Genomic DNA, 25,365 nt, shown 5'->3' on the forward strand with positions numbered 1-25,365 from the left:
GGGCCAGCTTCGCTGTCACGGCCCGGCCCTGCGGTAAACCGCCGGGCAGCGGGTGTCCATCCCTGACGCAAGGGCAGGCTTGCAGACGCCGCAAGCGGCATCGCCGCCCCTTTCCGCGCCGTGGCCTGCGCTTACTGCACCCCGGCAGACGGCGCCGGGCTGTAAGGCGCCCCGCCGTTACGCTCGCCGCGCCTCGCCGTGGCAGCGGGAAGTCTTCCCTTCTGCCTTCGTGTCTTTCCCCGTTTAAGCCCTTCCACCGGGGACAAAGTCCACCACAACCCGTTCCGGGCATCCAGGCAACGCAGGCGCTGGCGAAAAACTTTTTGCCGAAAGGCCGACAAAAACTGTTCCGCCAGGCCCGGACGCCCGCCCCGTGCCGTGGTGTGACCGCCCCTGCGGCGGCAGTTCTCAAGCGGGTGAAGATTTCACGGGCCAGCCGGTCCGGTGCTTTCCCGCAGAACGTCAACACCGCGACGACCGTAACTCAACGGGTGATGATTTTTTAAAACAGGAGAAGTCCCTATGAACACCACAGCGAAAAACAGTGATACCGCGAAAACCCGCCAGTCTCAGAAAACCCGCAAAAAAGCCAGCGCCGCCGAAGCGATGCTGAAAGCCGCCCTCGATGCCGTGCAGGTGCAATACCCGCCGCTGTCGCAACTGGTGAGGACCCCGAAAAACGTCCGCACCCTGCCGTACACAAAAGAGAGTGTGCGCGAACTGGCCGACTCGCTGCTGAAAGTGGGGCTGTTGCAGAACCTGATTGTTCACGCGATGCCGGACGGAAAGCTCGGCGTGGCCGCAGGGGGACGCCGCATGACCGCCCTGCAACTGCTGGTTGAGGAAGGGCATATTCACGCCGACTATCCGGTGGCGGTGAAGGTGGTGGACGACGAGCTGGCGGTGGTGGCCTCGATTATCGAGAACGAGCAGCGCCGCGCCATGCACCCCGCAGAGCAGATTATCGCCTTCCGCACCCTTGCCAGCGAGGGGAAAACGCCGGAGCAAATCGGGGATTTGCTCGGCTACACCTCGCGCCACGTCCAGCGCGGATTACGTCTGGCCTCGCTTGCCCCTGAACTGCTGGACGGACTGGCAAAGGATGAACTTACCCTTGAGCAGTGTCAGGCGCTGGCGCTGGAAATCGACCCGCAGCGGCAGGTGGTGGTCTGGCAGAGCGCCCGTGAGAACTTCGGCTCAGGCGTGAGCGCGGAGAAGCTGCGCCGCCTTATCACCGAAAGCGAGGTGTCCACGCAGAATAACCGTATGTGGGATATTGTCGGGGAGGCTGATTATCTTGCTGCCGGAGGCGAGGTACGCCGCGACCTGTTCAGCCAGAACGAGGGCGGTTTCGTCGATAAAGTCCTGCTGGAGCAGGTACTGGTGCAGAAGCTGGACGGTATCGCCGTGCAGGTGGCGCAGGACGAAGGCTGGCACTGGAGTATGGGGCGACTGACGCCTGTCGGACTTTATGGCGAGGACGGTGCAGAATACACCCTGCTGCCCGTTCCGGAGGAAGATTACACCGACGAGGAAAGCGCCCGACTGGACGAACTGGCAGAGGCTCTGGATGCGCTTTCCGTCGATGATGGCGAGGAAGCGGCAAAAATCAGCGATGAAATCGCGCAGATTCAGGCGATTGCCACGGCGCGGGGCTGGTCAGACGATGCACGGGTGCTGGCTGGCGTGGTGGTGTCCTTCGGGCGCGGCGGCGTCAATATCCGGCGCGGGGTGGTGCGTAACAGCGACCTGCCGGAAACCGCGCAGGATGAAGATAATGCAGACGGTACGCCTGAAACGGGCGAAAACGCTGGCAGCGCGGAGGGTGCGGAAAGCGTCTGCCTGAACGATACGCTTCCGGCCTCGCTCATTCGCAGCATGACCAGTGAGCGTACCTTTGCCGCACAGGCGGCGCTGGTACAGCAGCCACGGGTGGCGCTGGCGCTTATGACGTGGACGCTCTGCCTCGGCGTGTTCTCCTGCTACAGCAGCAACAGTCCGGTACGGGTTCACACTGATGCCCGTCATTACCTGCTCACCGACCACGCCCTCAGCGGCGAGGACGGGAAAGCGTATCAGGCGCTCATGGCGCAACGGGCGGCGCTGGCGGCGACCCTGCCGGAGAACTGGAAAACCGACTTCACCTGGCTGCTGGCGCGCAGCGATGCGGAGATTCATGCCCTGCTGGCATACTGCACGGCTCACGCGCTCGACGGGCTGGAGGAAAAAATCAGCGCCCGAGGCCACAGTCTCGACCGCGTGGAAGCGGCGATGGACTTTGACCTGCGCGAATGGTGGACACCGACCGCCGACAGTTATTTCCGCAAGCTGAACAAAAAACAGCTTTCTGCGACACTGGCAGAGATGGGGAATGAAACAGCGGCGCGGGAGGTGCTGGATATGAAGAAAGACACCGCCGCCGCCCGTACCGAACGGGAAGCCGCCGCCCTGAACTGGCTGCCTGACTGGATGGTGCGCCGCGAAGGGGGCACGGCGACAGCGGAAAACACCTCAGCGACAGACGAAGCCGCAAATGATGCAGCAAATGATGCCGCCCCGAACGCGGAACAGGCCGCCTGACGGCGAATAATAATAAACCCACACGCCAGCCCTGCGGGGCTGGCAGTAAGGAATCTGCCATGAATATTCTGTTTTCCACCGAAGCCCTCAACCAGATGACTCCCGATGAACTGGAAGCCCTGCGCGACCGTGGTCTGCCGGAGCGCCAGCGCATGACCGACTGCGTGATAGCTGACCTGAACATCCCCTTTAACTGGCATATTGCCGGAGAGTGGCAAAGCGAGTTTGGCGGAATTTTTCCGGTTCATTGCCGCCTGACGCCTGACCTCGATAAACCGCTGACGCTCAGTTTATGCAGTCCGGGGGACGTCAGCCCGCTATGGGTACTCGTGATACAGGCGCATCCGGCGCAGCGGGTGCGGGTGCTGCACGCCGCCGCCGAATTTTACCCCGATTCGCTGTCTGACCTGCTGGAGCAGGTGGACGCGATGCTGCGTGACGGGCGCAGTGCGCACGCGATAGCCGATGAACTCGGGGAGGTGGTGACATGGTGATGTGGCTCGCGGCCTGCGTCCGCCGCCTTGCGGGGCGGTCAGGCGGAAAAACCGCGCCGCCCGTTCGCCGGGGGCGACAGGAAAACCCCGTTGTGGCGTGGAAATATGCTCTCTCCGTGGCCTTCGCCAGCCAGGGGAAGCTCTGTCTCAGTCCGCTGACGGATGCGGAGCGCCTGATGCTGTTTCCCGGGGTGCTGCTGCCGGAAAGACCGGTGACGCATAACCGGCTGCCGTACCACACCTGCGCACACCGACCGGAAAAACGCAGTGTGGTGGCGCGACTGTATCGTCAGGAGGAAGCTGCCCGTGCGGCTGTTGCCATCTGCTCTGCTTCACCGCACACCCTGCGGGGTGAGGTGAAGCACTGGCTGCACCGGGTCAGCCCGGATGACCTTGCAGAGATGCTCGCGCAGTGGCAGGAGGGCCAGCCCGATGCGGCTGGCGTTGCCGCGATGCGCTGGGTGAAATATACCCCGCCCGCGCCGCCGCAGCGGCTGCGTGATGTGGCATGATAATGACAGGATTCAGATAGATTTCAGGGGAGGTGGCGATGGGGATTTTTTGCAGGCGGTATCGCTACGTGGTGGCAGAGGAAGGGCTGGCTCCGGTGTGGGATGAAGAACACACCGCACGTTTTCATAACCCGGTGTCCGTGGGCGACCAGATAAAGCCCCGCCGGGCGGGTGAAGGGCTGCGCAGGGTTGTCAGGGTGGTGCATTATCTTGAGGGTTCGGTGTTGTTCACCGTCCCGGCAAGGCAGCGGAAGGGGGAAGACTGAATGTCGAAATGGAATCTGGCGCAACTGCCGGACGAGGAACGAAAGCAGGTGGATATGGACAAAGCGGTAGCCGCCGTGGCGTATCTGGAGCGTATGGGCAAGCCCGTGGCGGTGGAAATGGAGATGCGCCAGTTCCCGCCGAGTCAGTGGCCTTTGTTTCAGGAGCGGCTCGCACACTACCGCAACATCAGCACCACGCTGCCACGGGGCAGTGACCTGGTGTACCTGAAGCCGGACGAAAAGCCCGACACCGGGCAGTAAATCCGCACAATACGGATGTCGCCTGCGTCCCGCAGCGGCTCCGCTTTCTCCCGGGGCGTGTCGCCCCTTTACCCTCTTCAGCCTGCCCGCTCCGTGCGCCTGCGGCATTCGCCGTGCCTTCACGCTAACCCGACCGCAAAAATTACAAGGGTACGCTGTCGCCGCCGTCCTCGCCCGTCCGCCGTGATTTTTTTTGATGTTCCTCGCCTGTCCTGCCGTCGTTATCCCGCTCAGTTTTCGCAGGATAACCGTGCGGCCAGTCTCCGTGTTTTCCGGCTGACGGCCTGCGGGTGCGCCCTGGTATTTTTCGCTGTTCGTCGGGTTGTTGTGTCGGCACGGCGAAAGCCGGTTCCGTTCACTCTGACAGCGAGGATACCGCGATGAACACCACCACCACCGTGACACAGCCAGCCGTGTATGTCGGCACGTACCACAAATACAACTGCGGGAGCATTGCCGGTGCATGGCTTACGCTCACCGATTACGACGACGAGGCCAGTTTTTACGCCGCCTGTCGCGCCCTTCATGCAAACGAACCCGACCCCGAGCTGATGTTTCAGGATATCGAGGGTATCCCTGATGCGTTCGCGTCGGAATGTTCTGTTGACTGGTCTTTTGTTGAGGGCTTCAGGGAGGCCAGCGAGGCCGGAAAGGCGGGGGCCTATGTGGTCTGGACGAAACTGACCGGATGCACTGACTTTGACGAATTTGACGACGCATACCGCGGGGAAACCACCTGCGAGGAAGCGTACGCGATGAACTACGTCGAGGAGCACGGTCTGCTGGACGGGATGCCGGAGGACATGCGCGACTATTTTGATTATTCCGCCTACGGGCGTGACCTGTTCCTGGGTGACCTGACACTGGTTGATGGCTACGTGTTTGGTGCTTAACCCACAGGGCGGGGCGCAGCCCCGCCAGATACCGGAGGACATATGACACTCACACCCTACAGCCGCGAGATTTTGCGTCACTACCGGCAGATGATTAATGCGGCGCGTAAAGAGGCCGGACTTTCCCCCCTCACAACCGCACAGGTGCTGGATGATATCTGCGAGTACCTGAAACATCAGCCCGCGCTGTATATCGGGGGCCAGTATATCCGGCAGTGCTGAAGCGGAGCCGGTAACGACACGGGCGGTGGAGGCCGCCTGTCAGCCCGCCGAAAACCCCGGGGTGCCTGCGGCACCGCGAGGGCGGTGCTGTCGCACCGCTCACGCATGGAGGAGGTGTGGTAGTGGAAAAGGGCATTGTTCAGAGTGGCGGGTGGGAGAGTTTGTTCCTGGTGAGAGTATTCATACTGCTGATGCTGATGCTGATGGTGTAGATACTGTTCTGTCTATGGATGTTTTGCTTCCTCCACTCTGCAAAAAGCCACAGTCGGGCGTCCTGTCGGCTGTCATGCTTCGCACTGAGCCAGCTTCGCTGTCTCCGCCCGGCCCTGCGGTAAACCGCCGGGCAGCGGGTTTCCATCCTGACGCAAGGGCAGGCTTGCAGACGCCGCCAGCGGCGTCGCCGCCCCTTTACGCGCCGTGGCCTGCGCTTGACGCATCCCGGCAAAAATCGCCGGGACGTAAGGCGCAACGCCGTTTCGCTCGCCGCGTCTCGTCGTTGCCGGGGTGCCTGCCCTGCTGTTCCGTGCGCCCTTTCACCGTTTAAGCCCCTTCGCCCGGGAATATCCCGCCACAACCCGCCTGGCTGTCCAGTACCGCTGACACTCGCCGCCCACATTTTTTGCCGAAAACCCGGCAAATAATGTCGTCGCCGTACCGGACACCTGCACCGGGCCGTGTCCGTTCTTTCCCTTTGCGGCGAAGGTTCTCAAACGGGTGAGGTTCACAACCCGAAACAGACCGCCAGTCACCCCCAAAACGTCAACACCGCAGCGAAAGAAACTCAACGGGTGATGTTCTTTAAAAAACAGGAGAAAGCGAAATGCAGACACAGGCGATGCGTGTTTATCAGATTGCGTTTACCGGATGCGATGCAAAGGGCGTTTTACCGATGTTTACCCGCGTAAAGGCCATGACCGGAAAGGGGGCGATAAAGGCATTCACTGAACGTTACAACCCCGTTCGCGGCTGGTTTTTAGGCGACCCCGAAGACATTACCGACAAAGTGCAAAAGGAGGCAGAAGAAGCAGAACACAACGCGCAGAAATGAAAAAAGCAGGGTAAACCCTGCTTAAATCACGCCGTAAAAATCGCTAGGAACGGTTTTTGCGGCTATCCAACAATCAAAAGAGGTCACTCATGATTGATAATATTCTTACACCTTCCGATGAGGCTGTAAAGCCCCGCCGTCAGACCCGCATCCCTCGGGATGATATTCCCGCACCGCTGATTGACCCGTCATTAAAGGCGTTCGGGCGACACATCGCAAAACGCATTCGCAAGGGGAACGGGGTGCATATTCCCGCCATGAAAAACGCCGATTTTGGTCAGGTACTCCGCACGCTGGAACTGAAACGCGCATTTAACTAACAGGGTGAGCCGCTCCGAAAAAGGGGCGGCAACAGCAGGAGGGAAAAGCACATGACACAGGCCACAGCAGAGGCGATTACCGTTGATTTACAGCCCCACAACAGCGCAGGGGAGGTTATCCCTTCCCTTCCGGTAGAGCGCATTGTCGCGCAGCGTAACAGCGGCGTGACGATGTTTCTGGAGGCTATCGAACGGCTACGCGAGGCGCAGAAAATGTTCTTTGAAGCATCGGGGAGAGGGTGGATCTCCGGCATGACAGAAATCATCGAGCGCAGCCTGTCAGCCGACCGCAGCGCCACGCGGGAGGCGGCTTTAAAGCGGAGCGTACATCTCTATGCCGACCGTGATATCTGGACGCGACTGATGAATGACACGGGCATGTTTACGCTCATGAGCGAGGCGCAGCGCAAGGAATGGGATGCGCAGTTATACAGCAACGACTGCCCGGAAATCACCCTGGACAATGTGATCGCCACGTTTCGCCAGCTTAACGCCAGCAAGGGAGACACGTTTGAACAAGGCGTGATCGACGTCTTCCGCAATCTGTCATGGGACTACAAAACGCATAACCCATGTTTGCTCGGTAAGCGCATCATCATTGACGGCGTTCTCGACAATCATCGCGGGCTGTATTTTTCCGTGCGCACGTATGCACAGAACCGGATCGACGATCTGGCGCGTCCGTTCTGGATTCTGGACGGAAAAAACGTGCCGGATAACCGGATCTCCGAGGGGGCGAATTTTAGCGCGTTTATCAGTCAGGGGGGCGCGGCGAGCGTGGGCGCGGTGTTTACATGCGAGTATTTCTCGATCCGCGCCTACAAAAAAGGCTCCGCGCATATCACGTTTACGCGCCCCGACCTGGTGGAAAAGGTGAACGACATCATCGCGCGGCATTATCCGGGGGCGCTGCCGCCGGTTGTCTGACAGTACGGGCAGAAAGCGGGAAACCCCGCTTTCTGTTACCCTGACGGCAGAACGCAGAGAGAGGCGAACCATGCCAGAGAAGAAGCAACACAAAATCAGCCATCATGACCGGGTATTCAAGGCCGTGATGAGCGACCCTGCCGCGATACGCGACCTGCTGGAAGCCCATCTTCCGGCACAGTGGCGCGAGCGCTGCGACCTGAACACGCTGCAACTACAGCCCGGTTCGTTCATCGAGCCAGACCTGAAAGCGTACTACAGCGATATTCTGTACCGGGTGAACATCGACGGCGGCGAAAGCGGCTACATATACGTGACCGTGGAGCACCAGAGCAGCGCAGACCCCCTCATCGCCTTCCGGTTGATGAGGTATGCTATCGCCGCGATGCAGCAGCATATCACGCAGCACAAGAGTAAAACGGTGCCGGTAGTGATACCGCTGTTATTCTACGCGGGGCAACCGTCGCCGCATCCGTACCCGATGAACTGGCTGGCCTGTTTTGACCAGCCGGAACTGGCGGGGGAAGTCTACAGCCGTGATTTTCCGCTGGCCGATGTGACGGTGATACCGGATGAAGAGCTGATGCAGCACAGGAGCGTGGCGCTGCTGTCACTGGTGATGAAGCATATCCGAAGCCGTGACATGATGGAGCTTATCGACGAAATCGCGCGGCTGATACTGAAACCCCTGCTGACAGGGGAGCAATTCAACGCAATAATGCACTATATTTTCTGGAACGGGCAGGATAAAACAGATGTTCGCCTGTTTATTGAAGAACTCAGACACAAAGCGCCACAGCGCGAGGGGGAACTGATGACGTGGGCCGAACAACTGATTGAGCAGGGCGAGCAGAAGGGCATCCAGAAGGGCATCCAGAAGGGCATCCAGAAGGGCAGCCAGGAAGCCGCCGAGAATATCGCGCGGACTATGCTGCAAGAGAATTTTTCGCCTGATGCAGTCTCGCGCATTACCGGATTGCCGATTGAAAAAATCGAATCTCTGAAGCACTAACCCCACAGACCGCGCCAGCAATGGTGCGGTTTTCTTTTATCCCCCGGACTATGCCGCCCTGGCATTGCCCTCACGTTCCGATAACACTGCCCCAAAACCGCCTGCGGCGCGGTGACGTTGCTGCGCTGACGCGCCGCCACTGTCACCCTTACCTCTGTCATGCTGCTTATCTCAGGCAAAGAGTCACCCTGTACTGATGCGTTGATGCTTATTCCTGCTGTTGTGCTTGCTGTTCTTCTTCCTGCTGTCGTTCTTCTGTTACCTGTACTGACAAACAACACCAACCCGGGGACACCTTCGGCTCCCGGCCGCGAGGCGTCCGGTCGTCAAGCCACACTCCGCTAACCGCGAAATGACGCGGTAAGCTCCGCCGAACCCGCTCACGGTTTCGGGCCTGTCGGCTAGTGTCTGATGTCTGACGTCAACGGCAGGCTTGCAGACTCCGCCAGCGGAGTCGCCGCCCCTTTACGCGCCGTAACCTGCGCTTGTCGCATCCCGGAAAAAGCGCCGGGATGTAAGGCGCAACGCCGTTTCGCTCGCCGCGTCTCGTCGTTGCCGGGGTGCCTGCCCTGCTGTTCCGTGCGCCCTTTCACCGTTTAAGCCCCTTCGCCCGGGAATATCCCGCCACAACCCGCCTGGCTGTCCAGTACCGCTAAAGCTCGCCGTCAACATTTTTTGCCGAAAACCCGGCAAATAATGTCGCCGCCGTACCGGACACCTGCACCGGGCCGTGTCCGTTCTTTCCCTTTGCGGCGAAGGTTCTCAAACGGGTGAGGTTCACAACCCGGAACAGACCGCCAGTCACCCCCAAAACGTCAACACCGCAGCGAAAGAAACTCAACGGGTGATGTTCTTTAAAAACCAGGAGAAAGCGATGCGTGACCCAGTCAGGCCCATGCCCTTTTTGTCAGCCAGCAATTTCAGTCGCAGGGAAGCAGAAGCTGTCGCAGATGCGTGGGAAAACGCCTTTATCGAGGACGACCAGACAACGCATTTCAGGGTGGCGGTTCGTTATCCCGATGGAATGCTGATGGACAGAGCATGGAACTTTGAAGCGGGTGGCGGTGAAAAAATTAACCGCTATCTGGAGCAGAAAGGGATTCCGGCAAAGCAGGAGGTAAACGACACAGAACGTAAACCGCAGAGATGAAAAAAGCAGGGTAAACCCTGCTTAATCCACGCCGTAAAAGCCGATGGCAACGGTTTTTACGACTACTAACCACCATAAAGGAGTCATAGAAATGACACCGATTATTCTTGCACCTTCGGATGAGGCTGTAAAGCCCCGCCGTCATACCCGCATCCCTCGCGATGATATTCCCGCCCCGCAGATTGACCCCTCGTTAAAAGCGTTCGGGCGACACATTGCCCGGCGTATTCGCAAGGGAAACGGGGTGCATATTCCCGCCATGAAAAACGCTGATTTTGGTCAGGTGCTCCGCACGCTGGAACTGAAACGCGCATTTAACTAACAAGGTGAGCCGCTCTGTAAAGGGGCGGCAATAACAGCGAGGCAGAATATATGGTTCACAATACAATATCGGAGCAGGCGGCGCAGGAAAAAGCCGAGGCGCTGAAAACGAAAATTAGCCAGGTTATTTTTCGCTACCAGACCGGAGCGGATAAAGAAATACTGGTCAGCGAAACCAAACAAATGATTGCAGCGGTCAGCCTGGTCTTTGACAGCCCGGACTATCCCGGCGCAATAACCTGCCCGTTAAGCAAAACCATCAATGATGTGTATCAGTTACTTTATGCGGCAGAAATGTTTTCCGGTCTGACAATTGATGCCGCACTGGAAAATGACCTGCATACCTTTGCAAATATTCTGAATGCAGAAATAGACAGCCTGATTGTAGAGCGCGAGCACATCAGTCGCTGCGAATATGACGGCATGACAGAATATCAGCGACTGGCAAGCTGGCAGCCTTTTTATTATCAGGAGAATCGTCGCGCTTTTTATGGTGACGATATGCTGATGTGGTTAAAAAGGACGGCGCAAAATTTATGGGAGAACGGGCATTATCCTTTGAGGTATTGCCAGGCAGATACTGATCTATGATGTAAGATTACCGGGCGGCATGTTAATAACACAGGATGCCGCCCGGTAATGAATCAAACGAGGGGGGTGAGTGAAAAGAAAAATAGTGAGGACGGCACAAAAGATGATGCTTTTATCTCTGGCGTGGGTAATGGGTCTTCTGTTTGCAGGGGCGGTGCTGGATATTGCATCTTATATTATCCCGTTTGCCCGGATTTTCCCGTTGCCACTGGCAGGGAAAATTATTGTTTACTCCGGTGGAATGATAACCGTTGGTTTCCTGCTAATCAGTAAACACGGAATGTTTGGTAAAAAATAGTTTCGTCACTGTTACCTTATGCGTGCAGATTGTTGTGCGCATGAATTTAATCAATCTGACATGAGTGGCGCGGTTTTATGTTGCCACTTATCCCGCTTGGTTAGTTTCCCCGCTGACGCTTTTCTCAATGCGCACGGTAATTAAACGCCGCGCGATATTTAATAAACGGACGGAACTGCGCCAACAGTCCCGCCCCGCTGACACACTTTAATTCAGGAAACTCATATGCCAGCCATCACGATTCTATGTTTTAACGACACCGCTGTAAATAACGCTCTCCTGGCATCGTTTATGTCCCTCGGTTCGGAGCCGGAAAAAAAGAAACAAATGTTTTGCCTTTCGGGAGGCATAGATGAAGCGTAAAGATTTTAAACGGCTTGTTGCTCAGGAGCTGGCGAACGGCGGCGTCAGGTTTCAAATTATTTATTGTGGGAGAGAGATCCTGCTCCGTTGGACTAATGCACAGGGTTTTATCTGTAATACGGAGCTGTGCAGATTTAGCATGGTGCGACCAGATATAAAGGTGCGTTTGCGCTATCGACAATATTCTCAGTGGCTTAAATCAGAAATACTCTAAAAAGCCGCCCCTTCGGGGGCGGTTTTTTTTTCGTCGCAACCAGGGTGTTGCTGTATGTGTCTTACCTAATGTTTCTATTTCGCCCGTGTGAAGAACTGTGGCGTTATTTCTGTATTTTGAAGGATGTCATCGGTTTGTGATTAAAACGACCTCAGACGCCGATGGCTGGCTATTTTATCGCGGTACAACGCATGGCTTGTATATATAAAAACGGGCAGCAGAGTGGGCTGTGTTCTTTGCCGTCTTTTGGTTGCTCTATCAAGACACCTTACGCAGGATTGAAAATCCTGCAAGATGTGTTTTAAAACAATGAGATACATGCTGATGTTGTGAAATATGTATAATTTCCAATCAATAGGTATACTCTAATTAGAGTATACCTATACTCTGGTTATACTATGCCTTTAATAACAATGGGTTAGTGAGTGTTTTTGGGTGGTTAGAGTATGTTTATACTCTACTTGTGCGCTATATTCTTCCAATATAGTATAACTATACTCTATTGCTGCCGATACATTCACTGCTTAAAAAACAAGCAAGGCTGAAAGTGTGGGTTGTGTGTATTTTCATAGTACAATCCTACTACGGAAAGGGTAAAGAAAAATGCCAAGAATCCAGAGTTTTGTCCCTTCAGGGAATTACAAAAAAATCGAAGATATCGTTAATGACCTTGTGCAAGATGGTGCAACACGCAGTGAAGCTAACATTTCATCTGTTGCAGCGAAATTAATCGATATGGGGCTTATCTTGTGGGAGGCGCAGAATAAGAAATCTTCAGGCGATGAAGACAGTGGCGTTGAAAATGGTAACAACAATGACGAGCGTGAATCATTAATAGAAATACGCAAAGGGATACATCGTACGGAGGCTTTTGCGCAAACACTGCTTCAGTTTGTGATAGACCCATCGAAACTCACTTCTAAAGTTAACTACTATGCTATCAAGGAGCAGATACAAAGGAATGCAGACTCCGATATAGGCTAAAGTATTCATTCGTTAAGGGAGGAATTCCTTCCTTAACGGTTCTCAATATATAAATATTTATTACGCTTTCTCTATATTTTCATACCTTAGTTAGTATTTCCCTCTCGGCATTCTCTCGAGCCTGCAGTCCAGTTTCGTTCACTCTGACTGTCTATTTCCTTAGCTGGTTTCCTAACTCATTGATTCCGATCGTTTTTATCAACGCAGATGCTTTATTGCATTCCTGAGTGCATTTTTTTTGTGATTTTTGGAAGAAAGATCTACCCAATCCCCCTCCCTCGATCATATGTATTGCCTTTTTTAGTGTTAAATAGCGTTTTAGGGTTGATTGAGGCGCTTAAACCAGTTTAAACCACGGATTTTTTTTTGAAATACGATCGAAAGATCTGCCTGTCGTGTTGAAGCCAGTCGTCTGTGCTGGTACTCTTTAGTCTGGTAGTTTTATAAAAACTGGCAAAAGCACGGCAATTCATCGAATTTTCCAAAAAATTGGATCATTTGAGGTGAGAGTGCGGGTGGCGCTAAAAAACCAACCTTTTGCAGCACGCCAAAAACTGATTTTTATCAATTAAAGCGTTTTTTTTGAAAATTTTCGCGCAACCTCCCCGCGCGGAGAAAATAAGCAATTCCCATGGCATTACTTATAAACGCATGTTATCGCATGGGGCCTCCCGGCGACCTGATATTACGGCAAGAGAAAGAGTATTGAGGTGACAGGGTGACAGGAACAATAATGAGTACCACCGCGCAGTGGTATGTGCTTGAGTTCTGTGCGGTACGGTATAAAACAGTTTTTCGCTATCTCGACAGTTTGCAGGCTGAATGGTACTGCCCGATGCAGCTCACATTACATCAGCGTGCAGGACGGGTAAAAAGCTATAACCGGCGTATATCACCACTGTTTCCGGGTTATCTTTTTATTCGTCTGGATTTTAATATCCTGCATACAACGCAGATAACTCGCTTCCAGCATACCCGACGGTTTGTTTCTTTCGGCAATGAGCCGCAGGCGATATCGGAAGACATTATTTGTCAGATACGAACTGTTGAACAAAAAGAATATGAATTACCGGATGGTATTCATTCCATCCCACACGAATTTGCTGAAGTACTCCTGCTGGACGACCCGTTAAAGCGAAATTATGCGCTGCTTAATTATCTCGCTTCCCGTAATGTGCAACTCGCATCCTGAATTAAGGACATATAATGAACGTAAACCTGCTTCCCCCGGAGGTCGGGAGGACAGCCCGTATCGGGCTGGTTATTTATGAAAAGATTTTCTCTATTGTCTCTGAAGTGAATTATCGCTGCGGTCCGGTTAACGGAACGGGACTGACGGTCAGCGATGCTTTTTCTGTTTTACTGACGCATTGCCTTGGCGGGTTATATAGCCTTGACCAGATGCATTATAAAGTTCAGCAAAGCGAGAATGAAAATCCTGCCACCGTCAAAATGAATGTCGACCTTGACGCGGAATCTTCCCGGATACTGAACAATATTACCGTCAGGCTGAATCAGGTCATGGGGTTATCCCGGGAAATTACCGGCGACGTTATTCTGGAATTGCTGGTTCGCCGTTGCTCCCGTGAATTACGCGGCCTGTTATTTGCAAAGTATCACCCGAATACATTCCGCCCAATCAAACCGTAATGCCTACGGCGGCACGTTAATAGCGGCGTGCCGCCGATAAAAACCATGAGTCTGGTATGAATGGGTCATGCCAGAGCAATGTTTTTTATTTTGAGGAAATAATCATGTCTATGGTTTTAAACACCGAAGCGTCACTGAATAAACCGACTGTCTGGCAGCGCGTCATGCGCCGTCCTGCGGTGGTCTATTTTGGCGTCATGGCGTTTCTTACGGCGGCGCTGTTTCTGGTGATGGGGAATGCCAGTTATGCGGACGACCTGCTCAAAGCCGGGAAAGCCGCGGTGAACGATACGGTGGGGAAAGACTCCTCCGTTATGCAGTGGCTCTTAATGCTGGAAGTGTTGTCGGCGATTTTTGGTTATATCGCGACCCGTAACCTGAAAGTGCTGGGCGGCATTGTTGCCCTGTCTATCTTCATCAATATCTGCTACTCCATCATCGGCAAATAAGGGACGGACATGGAAGACGATAAATCGAAGCGTTATCGTTTTCCGAAGACCCTGGATGCTGAAATGAAAATCATCTTTTTTTCTCTGGATGAATTCATTCTGGCGATGACCCCACCGGCGCTGACATTTTATTTTTTAAATGACCTTCTGGTGGGGTTCATTCTGGGCGCTCTCCTGTTCGCGGGAATTAAATACCTCAAAAAAGGCAAAGACAGCCGCTGGCTTTACAGCTGGCTGTACTGGCATCTGCCTGGCATTTTGTTCTCCTTTTACCGGGTAGTGCCCCGTTCCAGTCTGAGGAAATGGTTATGAAAGTCAAAGCCGCGCATAACGAAGGCAAAGTGTATGCGCTGATTATCACCGGCCTGCTTGTGTTCCTGATGGTCTCGCTGATTGCCACGGTGCAGCTGGCGGTCACCAACAGCAAAATTCAGAACAGGAAGGAAAAAATTGTCGTGCCGATGGCCTTCAACTCGCCCTTCATTATCTCTGAAGAAAATATGAGTTCGACTTACCAGCAGCAGATTGCGATGAGCTTCCTGCCGATGCGCCTGAACGTGTCGCCGGAAAGCGTGAAACGTAAGCATGAGTTCCTGCTGCAGTGGGTACGGCCTGCCTCCCGGCCTGAGATGAAGGTCATTCTGGATAGGGAAGCCGACCAGATCATCAACAACGCCGTGTCCTCGTCGTTCTCACCGGAGTCGTTTCGCGTGTACCCCGATGACCTGACCGTGGACATCAGCGGGGAACTCACCACCTGGATTGGCGACAGCAAGCCAATACCGGAATCGAAAACATACCGGCTGGAGCTGGAGCCGGAAGACGGGGTGCTCTACCTCAAATCCTTTAAAGAGGTGAAAAAAGCCAATGCAAACGCGCCGTAATGCTCACTGGTTGCTGGCGGCCGCGCTCACCGGGGTCGTGTCGTTCACGACCCTGGCTGACGGGCTGACGGGCAAATCCGGAGCCACGTTCCGGATGACGCTCAGTAAAGAGAATCCGAACCTCATCAGCGTGAAAGGTGACCCGATCACCGCTATCACCGATCCGAACGGGTCCCTGACTGACCAGAAGAAAACCGGCAATGGTGCGGTCACCGTGCTGGCCGGGGATGACAAGCCGTTTACCCTGGTGCTGGAGACCCTGTCGGGCAACAGCTATCTGGTTAACGTGACGCCCCGGGCGGGCATGGGGGCCTCGTACATTATTCACGGTACCGAGCCGGTGGCGTCAAAAGCCACGCGCCGCTGGGAGGAGAAAACGCCGTATGAGTCGGTGCTGGTCGATATTCACCAGGCCATCGCGGCGGGGAAAACGCCCGGAGGCTATACGCTGATTAACACCGAACCCACGGCGGTCACCTGGCCGGGTATTCCGCTGGGGCTGACGCGGGTGGCGCTGTACAGCGGGGGCAATCTGGCCATCGAGCGCTACACGCTGACCAACCCGCTGCATTACGGTGTGGCGCTGCGTGAAAGCGACTTTGCCGGACGCGGTGTGCGCAGCGTGATGTTCATTCCTCAGTCCGCGAGCCTTATCGCCGGCGGACGTATGGAGGCGGTCGTTATCCGGGATGCGGGGAGCGTACAGTGAAAAACATCAATCAGGAAACGCGTCGCCAGCAGAACACCAAATTTCTGGCCATTCTCGCCGGGCTGGTCGTGCTGGGCGGGGGCGGCTGGCTGTATATGGACCACCTGAACCAGGATAATGCCCCCGCGCAGGCTGCGGCCCCGGCGCCGAACATGACCGGAGTGGTGGATGAAAACCTGACAGGCAAGGTGCAGACCGCCGCCATCGAGGAGGCGCAGAAGCTGAACAAAGAGACGGTGAAGCAGATGAAGGCCATCTCGAACCGCCTGGACGACCTGGGGCGGGAAAACGCCGAGCTGAAGGAGAAGCTGACCCGGCTGGGCCAGCAGGGTGCCGGGGATTCAGGGGCAGGGCAGACCGGGGATGACGGTATCCCCCGTCCGAACCTGCCCGTGACGGAAGGGGCGGCTTCGGATGGCGCATCGGCGGGCGGGACAACGCCCGGCGGTCAGGACGTGCAGACCCCGGATATGCGCCCGGATGCGTTCGGCGTGCAGCAGCCGGGTATGCGACCGGGCGCTGACCGCGTGATTATCCGTGACGACCGGTCGCGCGGTCTGCGGCGCAGCGAGTTTGCGTACCCCCGCGACGAGGATGCGGAGAAGCCGCGTTATAAGTTCCCCTACATTCCGTCCGGCAGCTTCTCCCCGTCTGTGACGATAGAAGGGGCGGATGCCAACGCCAGCGTCACCGGGGCGAACGACACCGCGCCGATGCAGTTGCGTATCACCGGCGTCACCCGGATGCCGAACGACCAGACAGTGGATTTGACCGGCTGCTTTGTCACGCTCGCGGCCTACGGGGACGTGTCCAGCGAGCGAGCCGAAGTGCGGACCCGCTCCCTGAGCTGCATCATCGACGGGGAAACCATCGACCAGGAGATAAAGGGCCATGTCTCCTTTAAAGGCAAGAACGGCATCAAAGGGGAAGTGGTGATGCGCAACGGGGAAGTCCTTGGCTGGGCGTGGACAGCCGGCTTTGTGGACGGACTCGGGGGCGGGATGCAGCAGCTGTCGCAGACACAGGTCGGCGTCGGGGCCACGGCTTCACCGGGCATCGGTGACGTGCTGAAAGGCGGCATGGGCGGCGGGGCGTCGAAAGCGGCAAACACCCTCAGCGAGTATTACATCAAACGCGCCGAGCAGTATCACCCGATTATCCCGATTGGGGCCGGGAATGAGGTGGAGCTGGTCTTCAATGACGGCTTCCAGCCGAAGACGCTGGCGGAGCTGGCGCGGGATAAGGCGCTGGAGAAAAACGGGAAAGACTACGCCGACAGGCTGAAGGACGGAGCGAGCGACGTTGTGTACCAGACCCGCGCCGAGGCGCAGAACGCGGCAGAAATGGCGAAATACAAGCTGGGCGACACTCTCACGAAAGAGGACTTCCGTGAAGTGATAAAACACCTCCCTTCCGATAATTAAGGAACACACATGAAACTGATATGGCTGCCCGTTCTGGCGGGCGTGGCGCTGCTGACTGGCTGCGCCGGAGGAAAATCGACGTTTGAGTGCGGGGCCACGGCGGAAGACCAGTGTATGACCATGCTGCAGGCTAATGAAAAGGCGGCGATGAAAACGCAGTCAAAGCGGGTAGGGGGTGCGCAGCAACTGCCCGTTCTGGCTGAGCCTTCCGCAAAAAACACGCAGGCGACACCAGGCGCGATGACGGGCAATCCGGCAGGTAAAACGGCAGGCGTTGTTGTGCCGCCTGCGACGACGACCGGTCCGGCCTCGCCGTTTCGCACAGACACTGCTGCGGCGACCCCAGGTTACAGCACGCCGCTGCGCCCGGTGGTGAAGCCGCTGCGTCTGGCGGAAGGCACCGGGAAAATATGGGTGGCGGCATGGGTGGACAACGACGGGGCGTATCACGGCGATAACGTGATATCGGTCGTCACCCGACCGGGGGAGTGGCGCTGATGTCGATTGTTGAAACCACCCTCAAAGCCCTGAAGTCCCTGACCGCGCCGGGCGGCGTCAACGCAGCAAACGATGCGCTGGCCCAGATGGACTACCCGCAGCTGGCCAGCCTGCTGCCGTACCGGCTGTACGATGAAGAGTTCGGGATTTTCATCAACAAGAAGACCATCGGCTTTCTGCTGAAAGCCCCGCCGCTCATCGGGGCGAACGAAACCATCGTTGACGCGCTGAACGACCTGGTCAAAACCAAACTGCCGCGCAACAGCACGCTGACGGTACACCTGAAGTCTTCCCCGGTGGTTGGGGACATTCTGGATTACGGTCTGCAGGACTTCCAGTGGACGGGGAAGGAGGCGGAAAAATTCAACCGCATCACGCGGGCGTATTTTCAGAACGCGGCGGTGAAAGGGTTTAAGTCGCCATCAAATCAGCCGCTGACGCTGCGTAACTATGAGCTGTACATCAGCTACACGGAGCCGAAAAAAGGCGACCCGGACACAACCAAAGTGAAGTTTAAACACATTCAGGAGCTGCTGTCGGCCTCCCTGCGCGGGGCGGAGCTGAACGTGGAGCCGGTGGACGGCAACGGCCTGCTGAACATGGTGCATTCACTGATTAACCTGCGCCCGGGCGAGCTGTTCCGCGAGGCGCTCACCGTCAACCCGCTGGAGGACATCAACTTCCAGTGCGTGGAGGCGGGGATAGACTTCGGCATTTATCCGGATGAAATCAAATACAGCCTGCCGGACCCGGCTGGGGGACGCCAGCACTGTCGGCTGACCAACTTTATGCTCGACAAGAACCCGGAGGAGTTCATGCTCTGGCAGGCCGGGGACAACATCAGCAACCTGCTGTCGCCGATGAACACGATCCCCGACCCGTTTGTGGTGACGTTCATCATCGAAACTGAAGACCAGGCGGCGACGCAGGGGGAAGCGACCCGCAAGTTCCTGAACAAGGACAAGGTGGCCAACTCAACGATGGCCAAAATCCTGCCGATGGTCACCCGGGAGCGCGACGAGTGGAACGATATTCGCGGGCGGCTGCTCAGCGGGGAGAGTGCGCTGGTCCGCTTTCACTACAGCGTCACCCTGTTCACGGAAGATGATGAGAGTAAGGTGCTGGCGGCAGAGCAGCGCCTCATTAATACCTACAAGAAAAACGGCATCGAGCTGGTCAAGCCTGAGTACAAGATGCTGCGCAACTGGATGGCCACGCTGCCGTTTATGGCGGGCGAGGGGCTGTGGCAGGACCTGCGTCTTGACGGGGCCTGCCGGCGGGCCGAGAGCATTCAGGCGGTGAACCTGATGCCGGTGGTGGCGGATAACCGCCTGTGCCAGAAGGGGCTGCTGGCCCCGAGCTACCGCAACCAGGCGGCGTTTATCGACCTGTACGGGGACGGCATGGGGAACACCAACTCCAACATGGCGGTCAGCGGCACCTCGGGGGCCGGGAAAACCGGGCTGGTGCAGCCGGTGCTCCGAAGCGTGCTGGACAGCGGCGGTCTGGTGTGGGTGTTCGACATGGGGGACGGGTACAAATCGTTCTGCGACAACATGGGCGGCACCTACATCGATGCCTCGCAGGTGTCGTTTAACCCGTTCGCCAATGTCACCAATATTGTGGAGAGCGGCGAGCGTATCCGTGACCTGATGGGGGTGCTCGCCTCCCCGGACGGCAACCTCGACGAAGTGCATGATGCGCTGCTGCTGGCGGCGGTGGAAACGGCCTGGCACAACAAGGGCAATAACGCGCTGATTGATGACGTGGTGGCCGAACTGCAGAAGGACGTTGAGCGCTACCGCCAGGAGGGGGCCATGACGCTGGCGTCCCGGCTGGACGAGATGATTGTCCTGCTGGGGAAATACTGCAGCTGGGGCCTGTACGGCGAATACTTCAACAGCAAAAAACCGTCGCTGACGGACGAGGCCCGCCTGATTGTGCTGGAGATGGGCAGTCTCGGGAAGCGGCCTGACCTGCTGGTTGCGGTGATGTTCTCCCTGATTGTCTATATCGAGGACAAGATGTACCACTCGCCGCGCACGCTGAAGAAAGTCTGTGCCATCGATGAGGGCTGGAAGCTGCTGAACTTCAAAAACAAGAAGGTCGGGGAGTTTATCGAGACGGGCTACCGTACCGTGCGCCGCCACCTCGGGGCGTTCATCACCATTTCGCAGAACATCAAGGACTTCGACAGCGTGGATGCGTCAAGCGCGGCGAAAGCGGCCTGGGGGAACTCGGCCTTCAAAATCATCGCCAAGCAGGACGCCTCCGAGTTCAAAACCTACTGCGAACGCAACCCGTCGCAGTTCAGCGAGTACGAGAAGAAAATCATCGGTCGCTTCGGGGATGCGAAAGAGCAGTGGTTCAGCTCGTTCATGCTGCGTATCAATGACACCTGCTCATTCCACCGGCTGTTCGTCGACCCGCTGTCCCGGGCCATGTACAGCTCGAAGGGACCGGATTTTGAGTTTCTTGAAGCGAAGCGTAAGGCGGACTGGCATATCCATGACTCCGTGTATGCCCTGGCCCACCGCAACTGGCCGGAGGAAATGGCCGAACTGGAAGCCTGGGCCGACCAGCACGACCGCGCCGCCTGACGGCAACATCCCTGCCCGCGGCCGTCAGGCTGCGGGCCATTATTCGACAGGAATTCCCTATGGAAAACGAGAAAACGCGCCCCGCCTCCTGGCTGGCGCCCGCTGCCGCTGCGCTCCTGGTACTGGCGGAACTGCTCTGGCTGGGGCTGCTGACCTGGAAGGTGTGGTCACAGCCGGTGCCGGTCACCTTTGATATGCGCGGTACGGTGGACACCTTCACTACGCAGACGGCGGAGCAGCATCTGAGCGACGACGAAAAGGCCCGGCTGGTGACCCGTTTTAATGACGCGCTCACGCAGTCGCTGGCTGACTGGTCGGATGTTCACCATCAGCCGGTGCTGGTGAAAGCGGCGGTGGTGAGCGGCCTGGACGATATCACCGCCGATATCCAGCGTGATATCGCCCGCCGGATGCGTCAGGGAGGCCAGTGATGAAGCGCCGTCGCGTCTGGCCCGGCCTGCTGCTGTCGCTGCTCAGTCTGCCGGCGGCGGCAAAGCCGCTCGGTACCTGGGGGGATGTGTACCCCATTTACGAGCAGAATATGCTGGATTTTATCCACGACCGGCTCGCTGAAATGGAAAAAAGCGGCGAGCTTAAGCGGCTGGAGGAAGACACGAAAAAACGCGTCATTGCCTCCACGCTGCGTCCGCCACCGACCACGGGCCTGCGCACGGCAAAGGCTAACAAGACCTGGACGTTCGACCCGTCAATTACCGTGGAAAACGACATTGCTGACCACAAGGGGCGGGTGTTTGCCCACAAGGGGCAGTCGGTAAACCCGGCCGATACGCTGCCGTTCCCTTACGCGCTGTTCTTTGTCGACGGTGACAACGCCGCGCAGATGGCGTGGGTGAAAAAACAGGACACCGGCACGAAGCGCAAGGTGGTGCTGCTGGTTAACGGCAACGTCAACGAGGCCGGAAAAACCCTCGGGCAGGCGGTGTACTTCGACCAGAACGGGGCCTTCACGAAACGCTTTCGCGTTGATGAAATTCCGGCGCGGGTGACGCTGGCCACGGGCGGGCGTCTGCTGCGGGTGGACGTGTTTGATTTGCGGGACGAGAAACCATGAAACGATTTTTGCTGATGGTGCTGTTTGCACTGGCCCTGCTGCAGAGCCAGACCGCCAGCGCCAGCGCGGCAAGCTGCCGGGGACGGTTTGTGAACCCGATAACGGACGTCTGCTGGACCTGTATGTTCCCCCTCACGCTGGGGTCGGTGCCGGTGGTGCCGGGCATTATGAAGGACACCATTAACCCGGCGTCCCCTGTGCAAATCTGCCCGATGGGGATTTTGTACCGCATCGGCATCGCCATCGGATTCTGGGAGCCGATGGCGCTCACCGACGTCACGCGGGCGCCGTTCTGTATGGCGAGCATGGGCGGGTTTACCGTCGACGTGGCGGGGGCGCGGGGAGAGGGCGTAGGGGACCAGAGCGGGCGAAAAGTGCCGGAGGTGTTCTATCACGTCCACTACTACAAATACCCGGTGATGTTCTGGCTGAACATCCTGACGTCCGTGGGCTGTATGCAGACCGGCGACATGGACGTGGCGTACCTCTCCGAACTTGATCCAACCTGGAATGACGACATTCTGGCGGCGTGGCTGACGCCGGAGTCGGCGCTGTTCGGCAACGTGATCGCCCAGGCCGCCTGTGCCGCTGACGCGGTGGCCAGCACGGTGTTTCCGCTGGAGCCCTTGTTCTGGTGTGCCGGGGCGCACGGGTCGATTTACCCGCTGACGGGCAGCAACAACAACCAGTACACGCCGCTGCAGCTGACGGCGCTGATGAGTGAGCGAATGCTGTTCAAGCTGCACCGGCAGGGCATGGTCTGGAACTCCATCGGCGTGGACGTGGCGGTCTGTCACCAGTACCCGTCACCGATTGTGCCGAAAACCCGCTGGCGCTATCAGCAGACCATCATGATCCCCGACATCCTGATGGGACACCCCTACGGTGCCTCAACGGTGACCTGGGAGATGGCGCACACCACGCCGATTGACACCTACAGCTACGGGCTGCTGCTCTGGCGAAAACGCAACTGCGTCTACCTTTGAGGAACCGATGAAACGTACAACGACAGGGCTGTTTTTACTTTTGTTCGCTGCAGCGGGCGTGATGGCGCAGGGGCCGCTCAGCGAGGCGGACGCGGACTACCTGAAATCACTCCCGGACACGCCGGGCGAGAGCGTGAACGCGCAGGCGTCCCCGCTGGACGGTGTTCACCTGAACGACACGCTGACGCAGGCCGATGCGGACTTTCTGCGGCAGACGCAACAGCAGGTGGAGGCATACCGGCAACAGCCGCCGTCTGATTTTCTGCAGCAGCTTCAGCAACGCAAGACCCCTGCCCCGGACCGCGATTTTATGGACGCGCTGACGCAGCGTCAGCAGGCGGCGATGGCGCAGCTGGAGAAGCGCGGTCAGGGGGAGCGCCCGCCGGAAGGGGACGCGTACTACTTCCTCTCTTTCTCCCTGCCCGATGAGGCGCTGGGTCGCCTGATTGACCAGGCCAGCCGGTATCAGATCCCGGCGACCATCCGGGGGCTGATTGACAACAACATGCAGAAAACCACGGCGAAAATGTTCGACCTGGTGAAGGAGAACAACCGGGGCGGGCTGTCGATTGACCCGGAAGCCTTCGGGCGCTACGGCATCACGGCGGTCCCGGCCCTGGTGGTGCGCTGCGGGAAGACCTTTGACGTAGTGTATGGCGACATCAGCCTGAAGGGGCTGCTGAAGAAGGTCAGCGAGGGCGGTGAATGCCGGAAAGAAGCGAAAGCGTACCTGAAAAAAGGGGGCGACGATGATTAACCCAATAAGCCGCGCGGTGTACGTGATGCTGACAGGCCTGTTGATGCTGCAGCCGTCCGGCGGCATCGCCGGCAACAGCGACTTCTCCGCAGGCACCGCCTTCGGGCGCAGCAACGGCAGCGTCACGAAAGCACAAATGGAAAAGGCCGGGAACAATATCGGTGATTACGTCCCGGAGTTTGATAAGGACAAGGCGGAAAGTGAGTACGGCGGCTATTACGGCGGTGTGAAAAGCAGCGGGAAGGACATGAATGCACCCGGTTCGACGCAGTTCAACAGCACCGAATGGGGCCAGTCGATTCAGGAGCACAAGCGCAAGGCCCCGGACATGCCGGGCGTCAGCGCCGGGGATGATTTTCTGAAACAAGGACAGAAAGCCATCGATAACGCGCAGAACATGTTCGACCCGAACATGTGCAAAAGCGTCAGCTTTGACAAGGTGACGACGGTGAATAAGACCTGCGAGCGCGACCTTGAAGTCGCACAGCGCTGCACGAGAACCGCCACGCTTGAGCTGAAGGGTGCAACAACCTGGGAGTACGTCACCCAGGAGTTTGAAATGAGCCAGATGCCGACAGAGATGTCCGGTGACAGAGTGACGGCAACCGCCACGCCCACCGTGACCGGCGATATCGTTGAAGCCTACTACTCATGGGCGTATCCGCTGGGAAGTTATGGGCGTTTTCCCATGACCATACATGTGCTGGGCAGGGAGATTGCCTGGCACAACAAGGGCAGCGAACAAAACGTGCGTTTCACGCCGTCACCGTCGACCGTCACAGCGGGAGTCCCGTTCTCCTCATGGCATCCACGAAAGCTGCGAAGTGGCAGCGGGAAAATGACTTTTCGTCGGCATATGCAGCTGAAAATTCGCCTGGTTGTAAAGGTAAAAAAATCCAGCGTGAAACCGGAGGTGGTGTGGGTTGAAAACTGCCCGTTCAGTAAAGCTGAGTATGAGCTGAAGAAATCCGAATGCACGGAGCCGGGCAGTACAAAAACGGTGACGGCTGACGGCGTATCCTGGCCGGTCACGCTGGGCTGCTGGCGCTATGAGGACACGTACCGATCCCAGGAGGCGACCGAAGGCACCTGTACGGTGCTGAAAAACGACAGCGCCTGTACCCGCATCGGCGTGGAGTGCCAGGACAGCGATGGCGGGATTTGTTATTCGCAGAAGGAAACCTGGCAGTGCCAGAGCAAGTCGACCGGCAAGGGGCAGGTCTGCGGGGATGAGCTGTTTTGTCAGGACGGGTCGTGTGTGGAGAGCCAGGCGCAGACCAACAACCACTTTGCCGAAGCGGTCTCGGCGCTTGCCGCCTTAGCCGCTGCCGGGGAGGATGCGAAGGGCGACTCGATGGACGTGCGCGTCTTCACAGGCAAGGGCCAGTCGTGCCGGAAATCCGGCCTCGGATTCAGCAACTGCTGTCAGTCCGGGGGCTGGGGGAACAGCGCCGGGCTGGCACACTGCAGTGACGAGGAAAAGGCGCTGGGCAAGGCGCGGGAAAAGGGGCTGACCATTCAGGTGGGGACCTATTGCAGCAAAAAGGTGCTCGGGGCCTGCCTGCAGAAGAAAACCAGCTACTGCCTGTTTGACTCGAAGCTGGCACAGATTGCGCAGGCGCAGGGACGGAAAGGTCAGCTGGGTATCGGTTTTGGGGGCGCGAAAAGCCCGGACTGCCGGGGGATGACCGTGGATGAACTGTCGAAGCTGCGCTTTGACAACATGGACTTCTCGGCCTTCTTTGATGAGCTGTCGTCAAAGTCGAACGTCCCGCAGGACCAGCAGCTGCTCGACCGCGTCAACAACAGCCTGAAGGGTTTCTCAGGCAAGTTTGACCCGGATAAAAACCAGAACCCGACAACACCGATAAATTAACACG

At 57.3% G+C, this 25,365-nt stretch carries 32 protein-coding genes; 31 read left to right on the plus strand and 1 reads right to left on the minus strand.

The annotated features are described in order from the left end of the window. Positions 1–522: 522 nt before the first annotated feature. The 7 genes from MKleb_RS29230 (at position 523) to MKleb_RS29260 (ending at position 5,228) form a co-directional block, all read left to right on the plus strand. Positions 523–2,580 (plus strand): ParB/RepB/Spo0J family partition protein, encoded by a 2,058-nt coding sequence (locus MKleb_RS29230; protein WP_217077173.1) that lies wholly within the window; start codon positions 523–525, stop codon positions 2,578–2,580. Positions 2,581–2,639: 59 nt separating this feature from the next. Beyond that, positions 2,640–3,074 (plus strand): conjugation system SOS inhibitor PsiB, encoded by a 435-nt coding sequence (psiB, locus tag MKleb_RS29235; protein ID WP_217077174.1) that lies wholly within the window; start codon positions 2,640–2,642, stop codon positions 3,072–3,074. Continuing rightward, positions 3,068–3,586, plus strand: a complete 519-nt coding sequence (locus MKleb_RS29240; RefSeq protein WP_217077175.1) for a plasmid SOS inhibition protein A — start codon at positions 3,068–3,070, stop codon at positions 3,584–3,586. Before psiB ends, MKleb_RS29240 begins: the two co-directional genes overlap by 7 nt. A 38-nt stretch (positions 3,587–3,624) precedes the next feature. After that, positions 3,625–3,852, plus strand: a complete 228-nt coding sequence (locus tag MKleb_RS29245) for a hypothetical protein (protein ID WP_217077177.1) — start codon at positions 3,625–3,627, stop codon at positions 3,850–3,852. Then, the gene (locus tag MKleb_RS29250) at positions 3,853–4,113 is read left to right on the plus strand and encodes a DNA polymerase III subunit theta (protein WP_217077179.1); all 261 of its coding nucleotides are present in this window, start codon (positions 3,853–3,855) and stop codon (positions 4,111–4,113) included. 380 nt (positions 4,114–4,493) lie between these two features. Further along, positions 4,494–5,006, plus strand: coding sequence for an antirestriction protein ArdA (locus MKleb_RS29255; protein ID WP_217077088.1), 513 nt, complete (start codon positions 4,494–4,496; stop codon positions 5,004–5,006). A gap of 42 nt (positions 5,007–5,048) precedes the next feature. Next, positions 5,049–5,228: a hypothetical protein gene (locus MKleb_RS29260; protein ID WP_217077091.1), complete on the plus strand. Its 180-nt coding sequence runs from the start codon at positions 5,049–5,051 to the stop codon at positions 5,226–5,228. Between the two features lie 284 nt (positions 5,229–5,512). Here the strand turns inward: MKleb_RS29260 and MKleb_RS29265 are convergent, their stop codons facing one another. Then, positions 5,513–5,665 carry a hypothetical protein gene (locus tag MKleb_RS29265; RefSeq protein WP_217077094.1) on the minus strand — a complete coding sequence of 51 codons (153 nt, stop codon included), beginning with the start codon at positions 5,663–5,665 and terminating at the stop codon, positions 5,513–5,515. 383 nt (positions 5,666–6,048) lie between these two features. Here MKleb_RS29265 and MKleb_RS29270 point away from each other — a divergent pair, with 383 nt between their 5' ends. From MKleb_RS29270 to MKleb_RS29385, 24 genes are all read left to right on the plus strand, one after another. After that, entirely contained in the window at positions 6,049–6,276 is a 228-nt protein-coding gene (locus MKleb_RS29270; RefSeq protein ID WP_217076859.1) for a hypothetical protein, read from the plus strand. An 89-nt stretch (positions 6,277–6,365) separates the two neighbouring features. Then, the gene (locus tag MKleb_RS29275; RefSeq protein WP_217077096.1) at positions 6,366–6,596 is read left to right on the plus strand and encodes a DUF4496 domain-containing protein; all 231 of its coding nucleotides are present in this window, start codon (positions 6,366–6,368) and stop codon (positions 6,594–6,596) included. A 51-nt stretch (positions 6,597–6,647) separates the two neighbouring features. Continuing rightward, a complete protein-coding gene (locus tag MKleb_RS29280; RefSeq protein ID WP_217077098.1) occupies positions 6,648–7,523 on the plus strand; it encodes a DUF4942 domain-containing protein in 876 nt (291 codons plus the stop codon). A gap of 70 nt (positions 7,524–7,593) precedes the next feature. Then, entirely contained in the window at positions 7,594–8,535 is a 942-nt protein-coding gene (locus MKleb_RS29285) for an Rpn family recombination-promoting nuclease/putative transposase (protein WP_217077099.1), read from the plus strand. A gap of 730 nt (positions 8,536–9,265) precedes the next feature. Continuing rightward, positions 9,266–9,685: a DUF905 family protein gene (locus tag MKleb_RS30085; RefSeq protein WP_228740829.1), complete on the plus strand. Its 420-nt coding sequence runs from the start codon at positions 9,266–9,268 to the stop codon at positions 9,683–9,685. Between the two features lie 91 nt (positions 9,686–9,776). Further along, complete coding sequence (locus tag MKleb_RS29295; RefSeq protein WP_217076854.1) at positions 9,777–10,007, plus strand: CCDC81 family HU domain 1-containing protein; 231 nt, start codon at positions 9,777–9,779, stop codon at positions 10,005–10,007. 50 nt (positions 10,008–10,057) lie between these two features. After that, positions 10,058–10,597, plus strand: coding sequence for a hypothetical protein (locus MKleb_RS29300; RefSeq protein ID WP_217077100.1), 540 nt, complete (start codon positions 10,058–10,060; stop codon positions 10,595–10,597). Between the two features lie 70 nt (positions 10,598–10,667). Then, the gene (locus tag MKleb_RS29305; RefSeq protein ID WP_217077101.1) at positions 10,668–10,895 is read left to right on the plus strand and encodes a hypothetical protein; all 228 of its coding nucleotides are present in this window, start codon (positions 10,668–10,670) and stop codon (positions 10,893–10,895) included. A gap of 352 nt (positions 10,896–11,247) precedes the next feature. After that, positions 11,248–11,472, plus strand: coding sequence for a hypothetical protein (locus MKleb_RS29310; RefSeq protein WP_217077102.1), 225 nt, complete (start codon positions 11,248–11,250; stop codon positions 11,470–11,472). Positions 11,473–12,075: 603 nt separating this feature from the next. Beyond that, on the plus strand, positions 12,076–12,456 hold the full coding sequence (locus tag MKleb_RS29315; protein ID WP_217077103.1) for a relaxosome protein TraM: 381 nt from the start codon (positions 12,076–12,078) through the stop codon (positions 12,454–12,456). Between the two features lie 733 nt (positions 12,457–13,189). Continuing rightward, entirely contained in the window at positions 13,190–13,648 is a 459-nt protein-coding gene (locus MKleb_RS29320; RefSeq protein WP_217077104.1) for a transcription termination/antitermination NusG family protein, read from the plus strand. 14 nt (positions 13,649–13,662) lie between these two features. Continuing rightward, positions 13,663–14,106 carry a hypothetical protein gene (locus MKleb_RS29325; protein WP_217077106.1) on the plus strand — a complete coding sequence of 148 codons (444 nt, stop codon included), beginning with the start codon at positions 13,663–13,665 and terminating at the stop codon, positions 14,104–14,106. Between the two features lie 104 nt (positions 14,107–14,210). Continuing rightward, positions 14,211–14,555 (plus strand): type IV conjugative transfer system pilin TraA, encoded by a 345-nt coding sequence (locus MKleb_RS29330; protein ID WP_217077108.1) that lies wholly within the window; start codon positions 14,211–14,213, stop codon positions 14,553–14,555. Positions 14,556–14,564: 9 nt separating this feature from the next. Continuing rightward, positions 14,565–14,867 (plus strand): type IV conjugative transfer system protein TraL, encoded by a 303-nt coding sequence (traL, locus tag MKleb_RS29335; RefSeq protein ID WP_217077109.1) that lies wholly within the window; start codon positions 14,565–14,567, stop codon positions 14,865–14,867. Then, entirely contained in the window at positions 14,864–15,439 is a 576-nt protein-coding gene (gene traE / locus MKleb_RS29340) for a type IV conjugative transfer system protein TraE (RefSeq protein WP_217077111.1), read from the plus strand. The genes traL and traE overlap by 4 nt, the downstream gene beginning before the upstream one ends. Continuing rightward, a complete protein-coding gene (locus MKleb_RS29345) occupies positions 15,423–16,148 on the plus strand; it encodes a TraK domain-containing protein (RefSeq protein ID WP_217077112.1) in 726 nt (241 codons plus the stop codon). Before traE ends, MKleb_RS29345 begins: the two co-directional genes overlap by 17 nt. Next, positions 16,145–17,572: a TrbI/VirB10 family protein gene (locus MKleb_RS29350; protein ID WP_228740830.1), complete on the plus strand. Its 1,428-nt coding sequence runs from the start codon at positions 16,145–16,147 to the stop codon at positions 17,570–17,572. The genes MKleb_RS29345 and MKleb_RS29350 overlap by 4 nt, the downstream gene beginning before the upstream one ends. A 9-nt stretch (positions 17,573–17,581) precedes the next feature. After that, positions 17,582–18,070, plus strand: a complete 489-nt coding sequence (traV, locus tag MKleb_RS29355) for a type IV conjugative transfer system lipoprotein TraV (RefSeq protein WP_217077113.1) — start codon at positions 17,582–17,584, stop codon at positions 18,068–18,070. Beyond that, on the plus strand, positions 18,070–20,670 hold the full coding sequence (gene traC, locus MKleb_RS29360) for a type IV secretion system protein TraC (protein ID WP_217077114.1): 2,601 nt from the start codon (positions 18,070–18,072) through the stop codon (positions 20,668–20,670). The genes traV and traC overlap by 1 nt, the downstream gene beginning before the upstream one ends. Positions 20,671–20,729: 59 nt before the next feature. Further along, positions 20,730–21,101 carry a type-F conjugative transfer system protein TrbI gene (gene trbI / locus MKleb_RS29365; RefSeq protein WP_217077115.1) on the plus strand — a complete coding sequence of 124 codons (372 nt, stop codon included), beginning with the start codon at positions 20,730–20,732 and terminating at the stop codon, positions 21,099–21,101. Beyond that, positions 21,101–21,742 carry a type-F conjugative transfer system protein TraW gene (gene traW / locus MKleb_RS29370; protein WP_217077116.1) on the plus strand — a complete coding sequence of 214 codons (642 nt, stop codon included), beginning with the start codon at positions 21,101–21,103 and terminating at the stop codon, positions 21,740–21,742. The genes trbI and traW overlap by 1 nt, the downstream gene beginning before the upstream one ends. Beyond that, the gene (traU, locus tag MKleb_RS29375; protein ID WP_217077118.1) at positions 21,739–22,728 is read left to right on the plus strand and encodes a conjugal transfer pilus assembly protein TraU; all 990 of its coding nucleotides are present in this window, start codon (positions 21,739–21,741) and stop codon (positions 22,726–22,728) included. The genes traW and traU overlap by 4 nt, the downstream gene beginning before the upstream one ends. Before the next feature lie 7 nt (positions 22,729–22,735). Then, a complete protein-coding gene (trbC, locus tag MKleb_RS29380) occupies positions 22,736–23,485 on the plus strand; it encodes a type-F conjugative transfer system pilin assembly protein TrbC (protein ID WP_217077120.1) in 750 nt (249 codons plus the stop codon). After that, a complete protein-coding gene (locus tag MKleb_RS29385; protein ID WP_228740831.1) occupies positions 23,478–25,361 on the plus strand; it encodes a conjugal transfer protein TraN in 1,884 nt (627 codons plus the stop codon). The genes trbC and MKleb_RS29385 overlap by 8 nt, the downstream gene beginning before the upstream one ends. The last annotated feature ends 4 nt before the right edge of the window (positions 25,362–25,365 follow it).

The organism is Klebsiella sp. PL-2018 (genome assembly GCF_019048985.1).
Lineage (GTDB): Bacteria > Pseudomonadota > Gammaproteobacteria > Enterobacterales > Enterobacteriaceae > Klebsiella > Klebsiella michiganensis.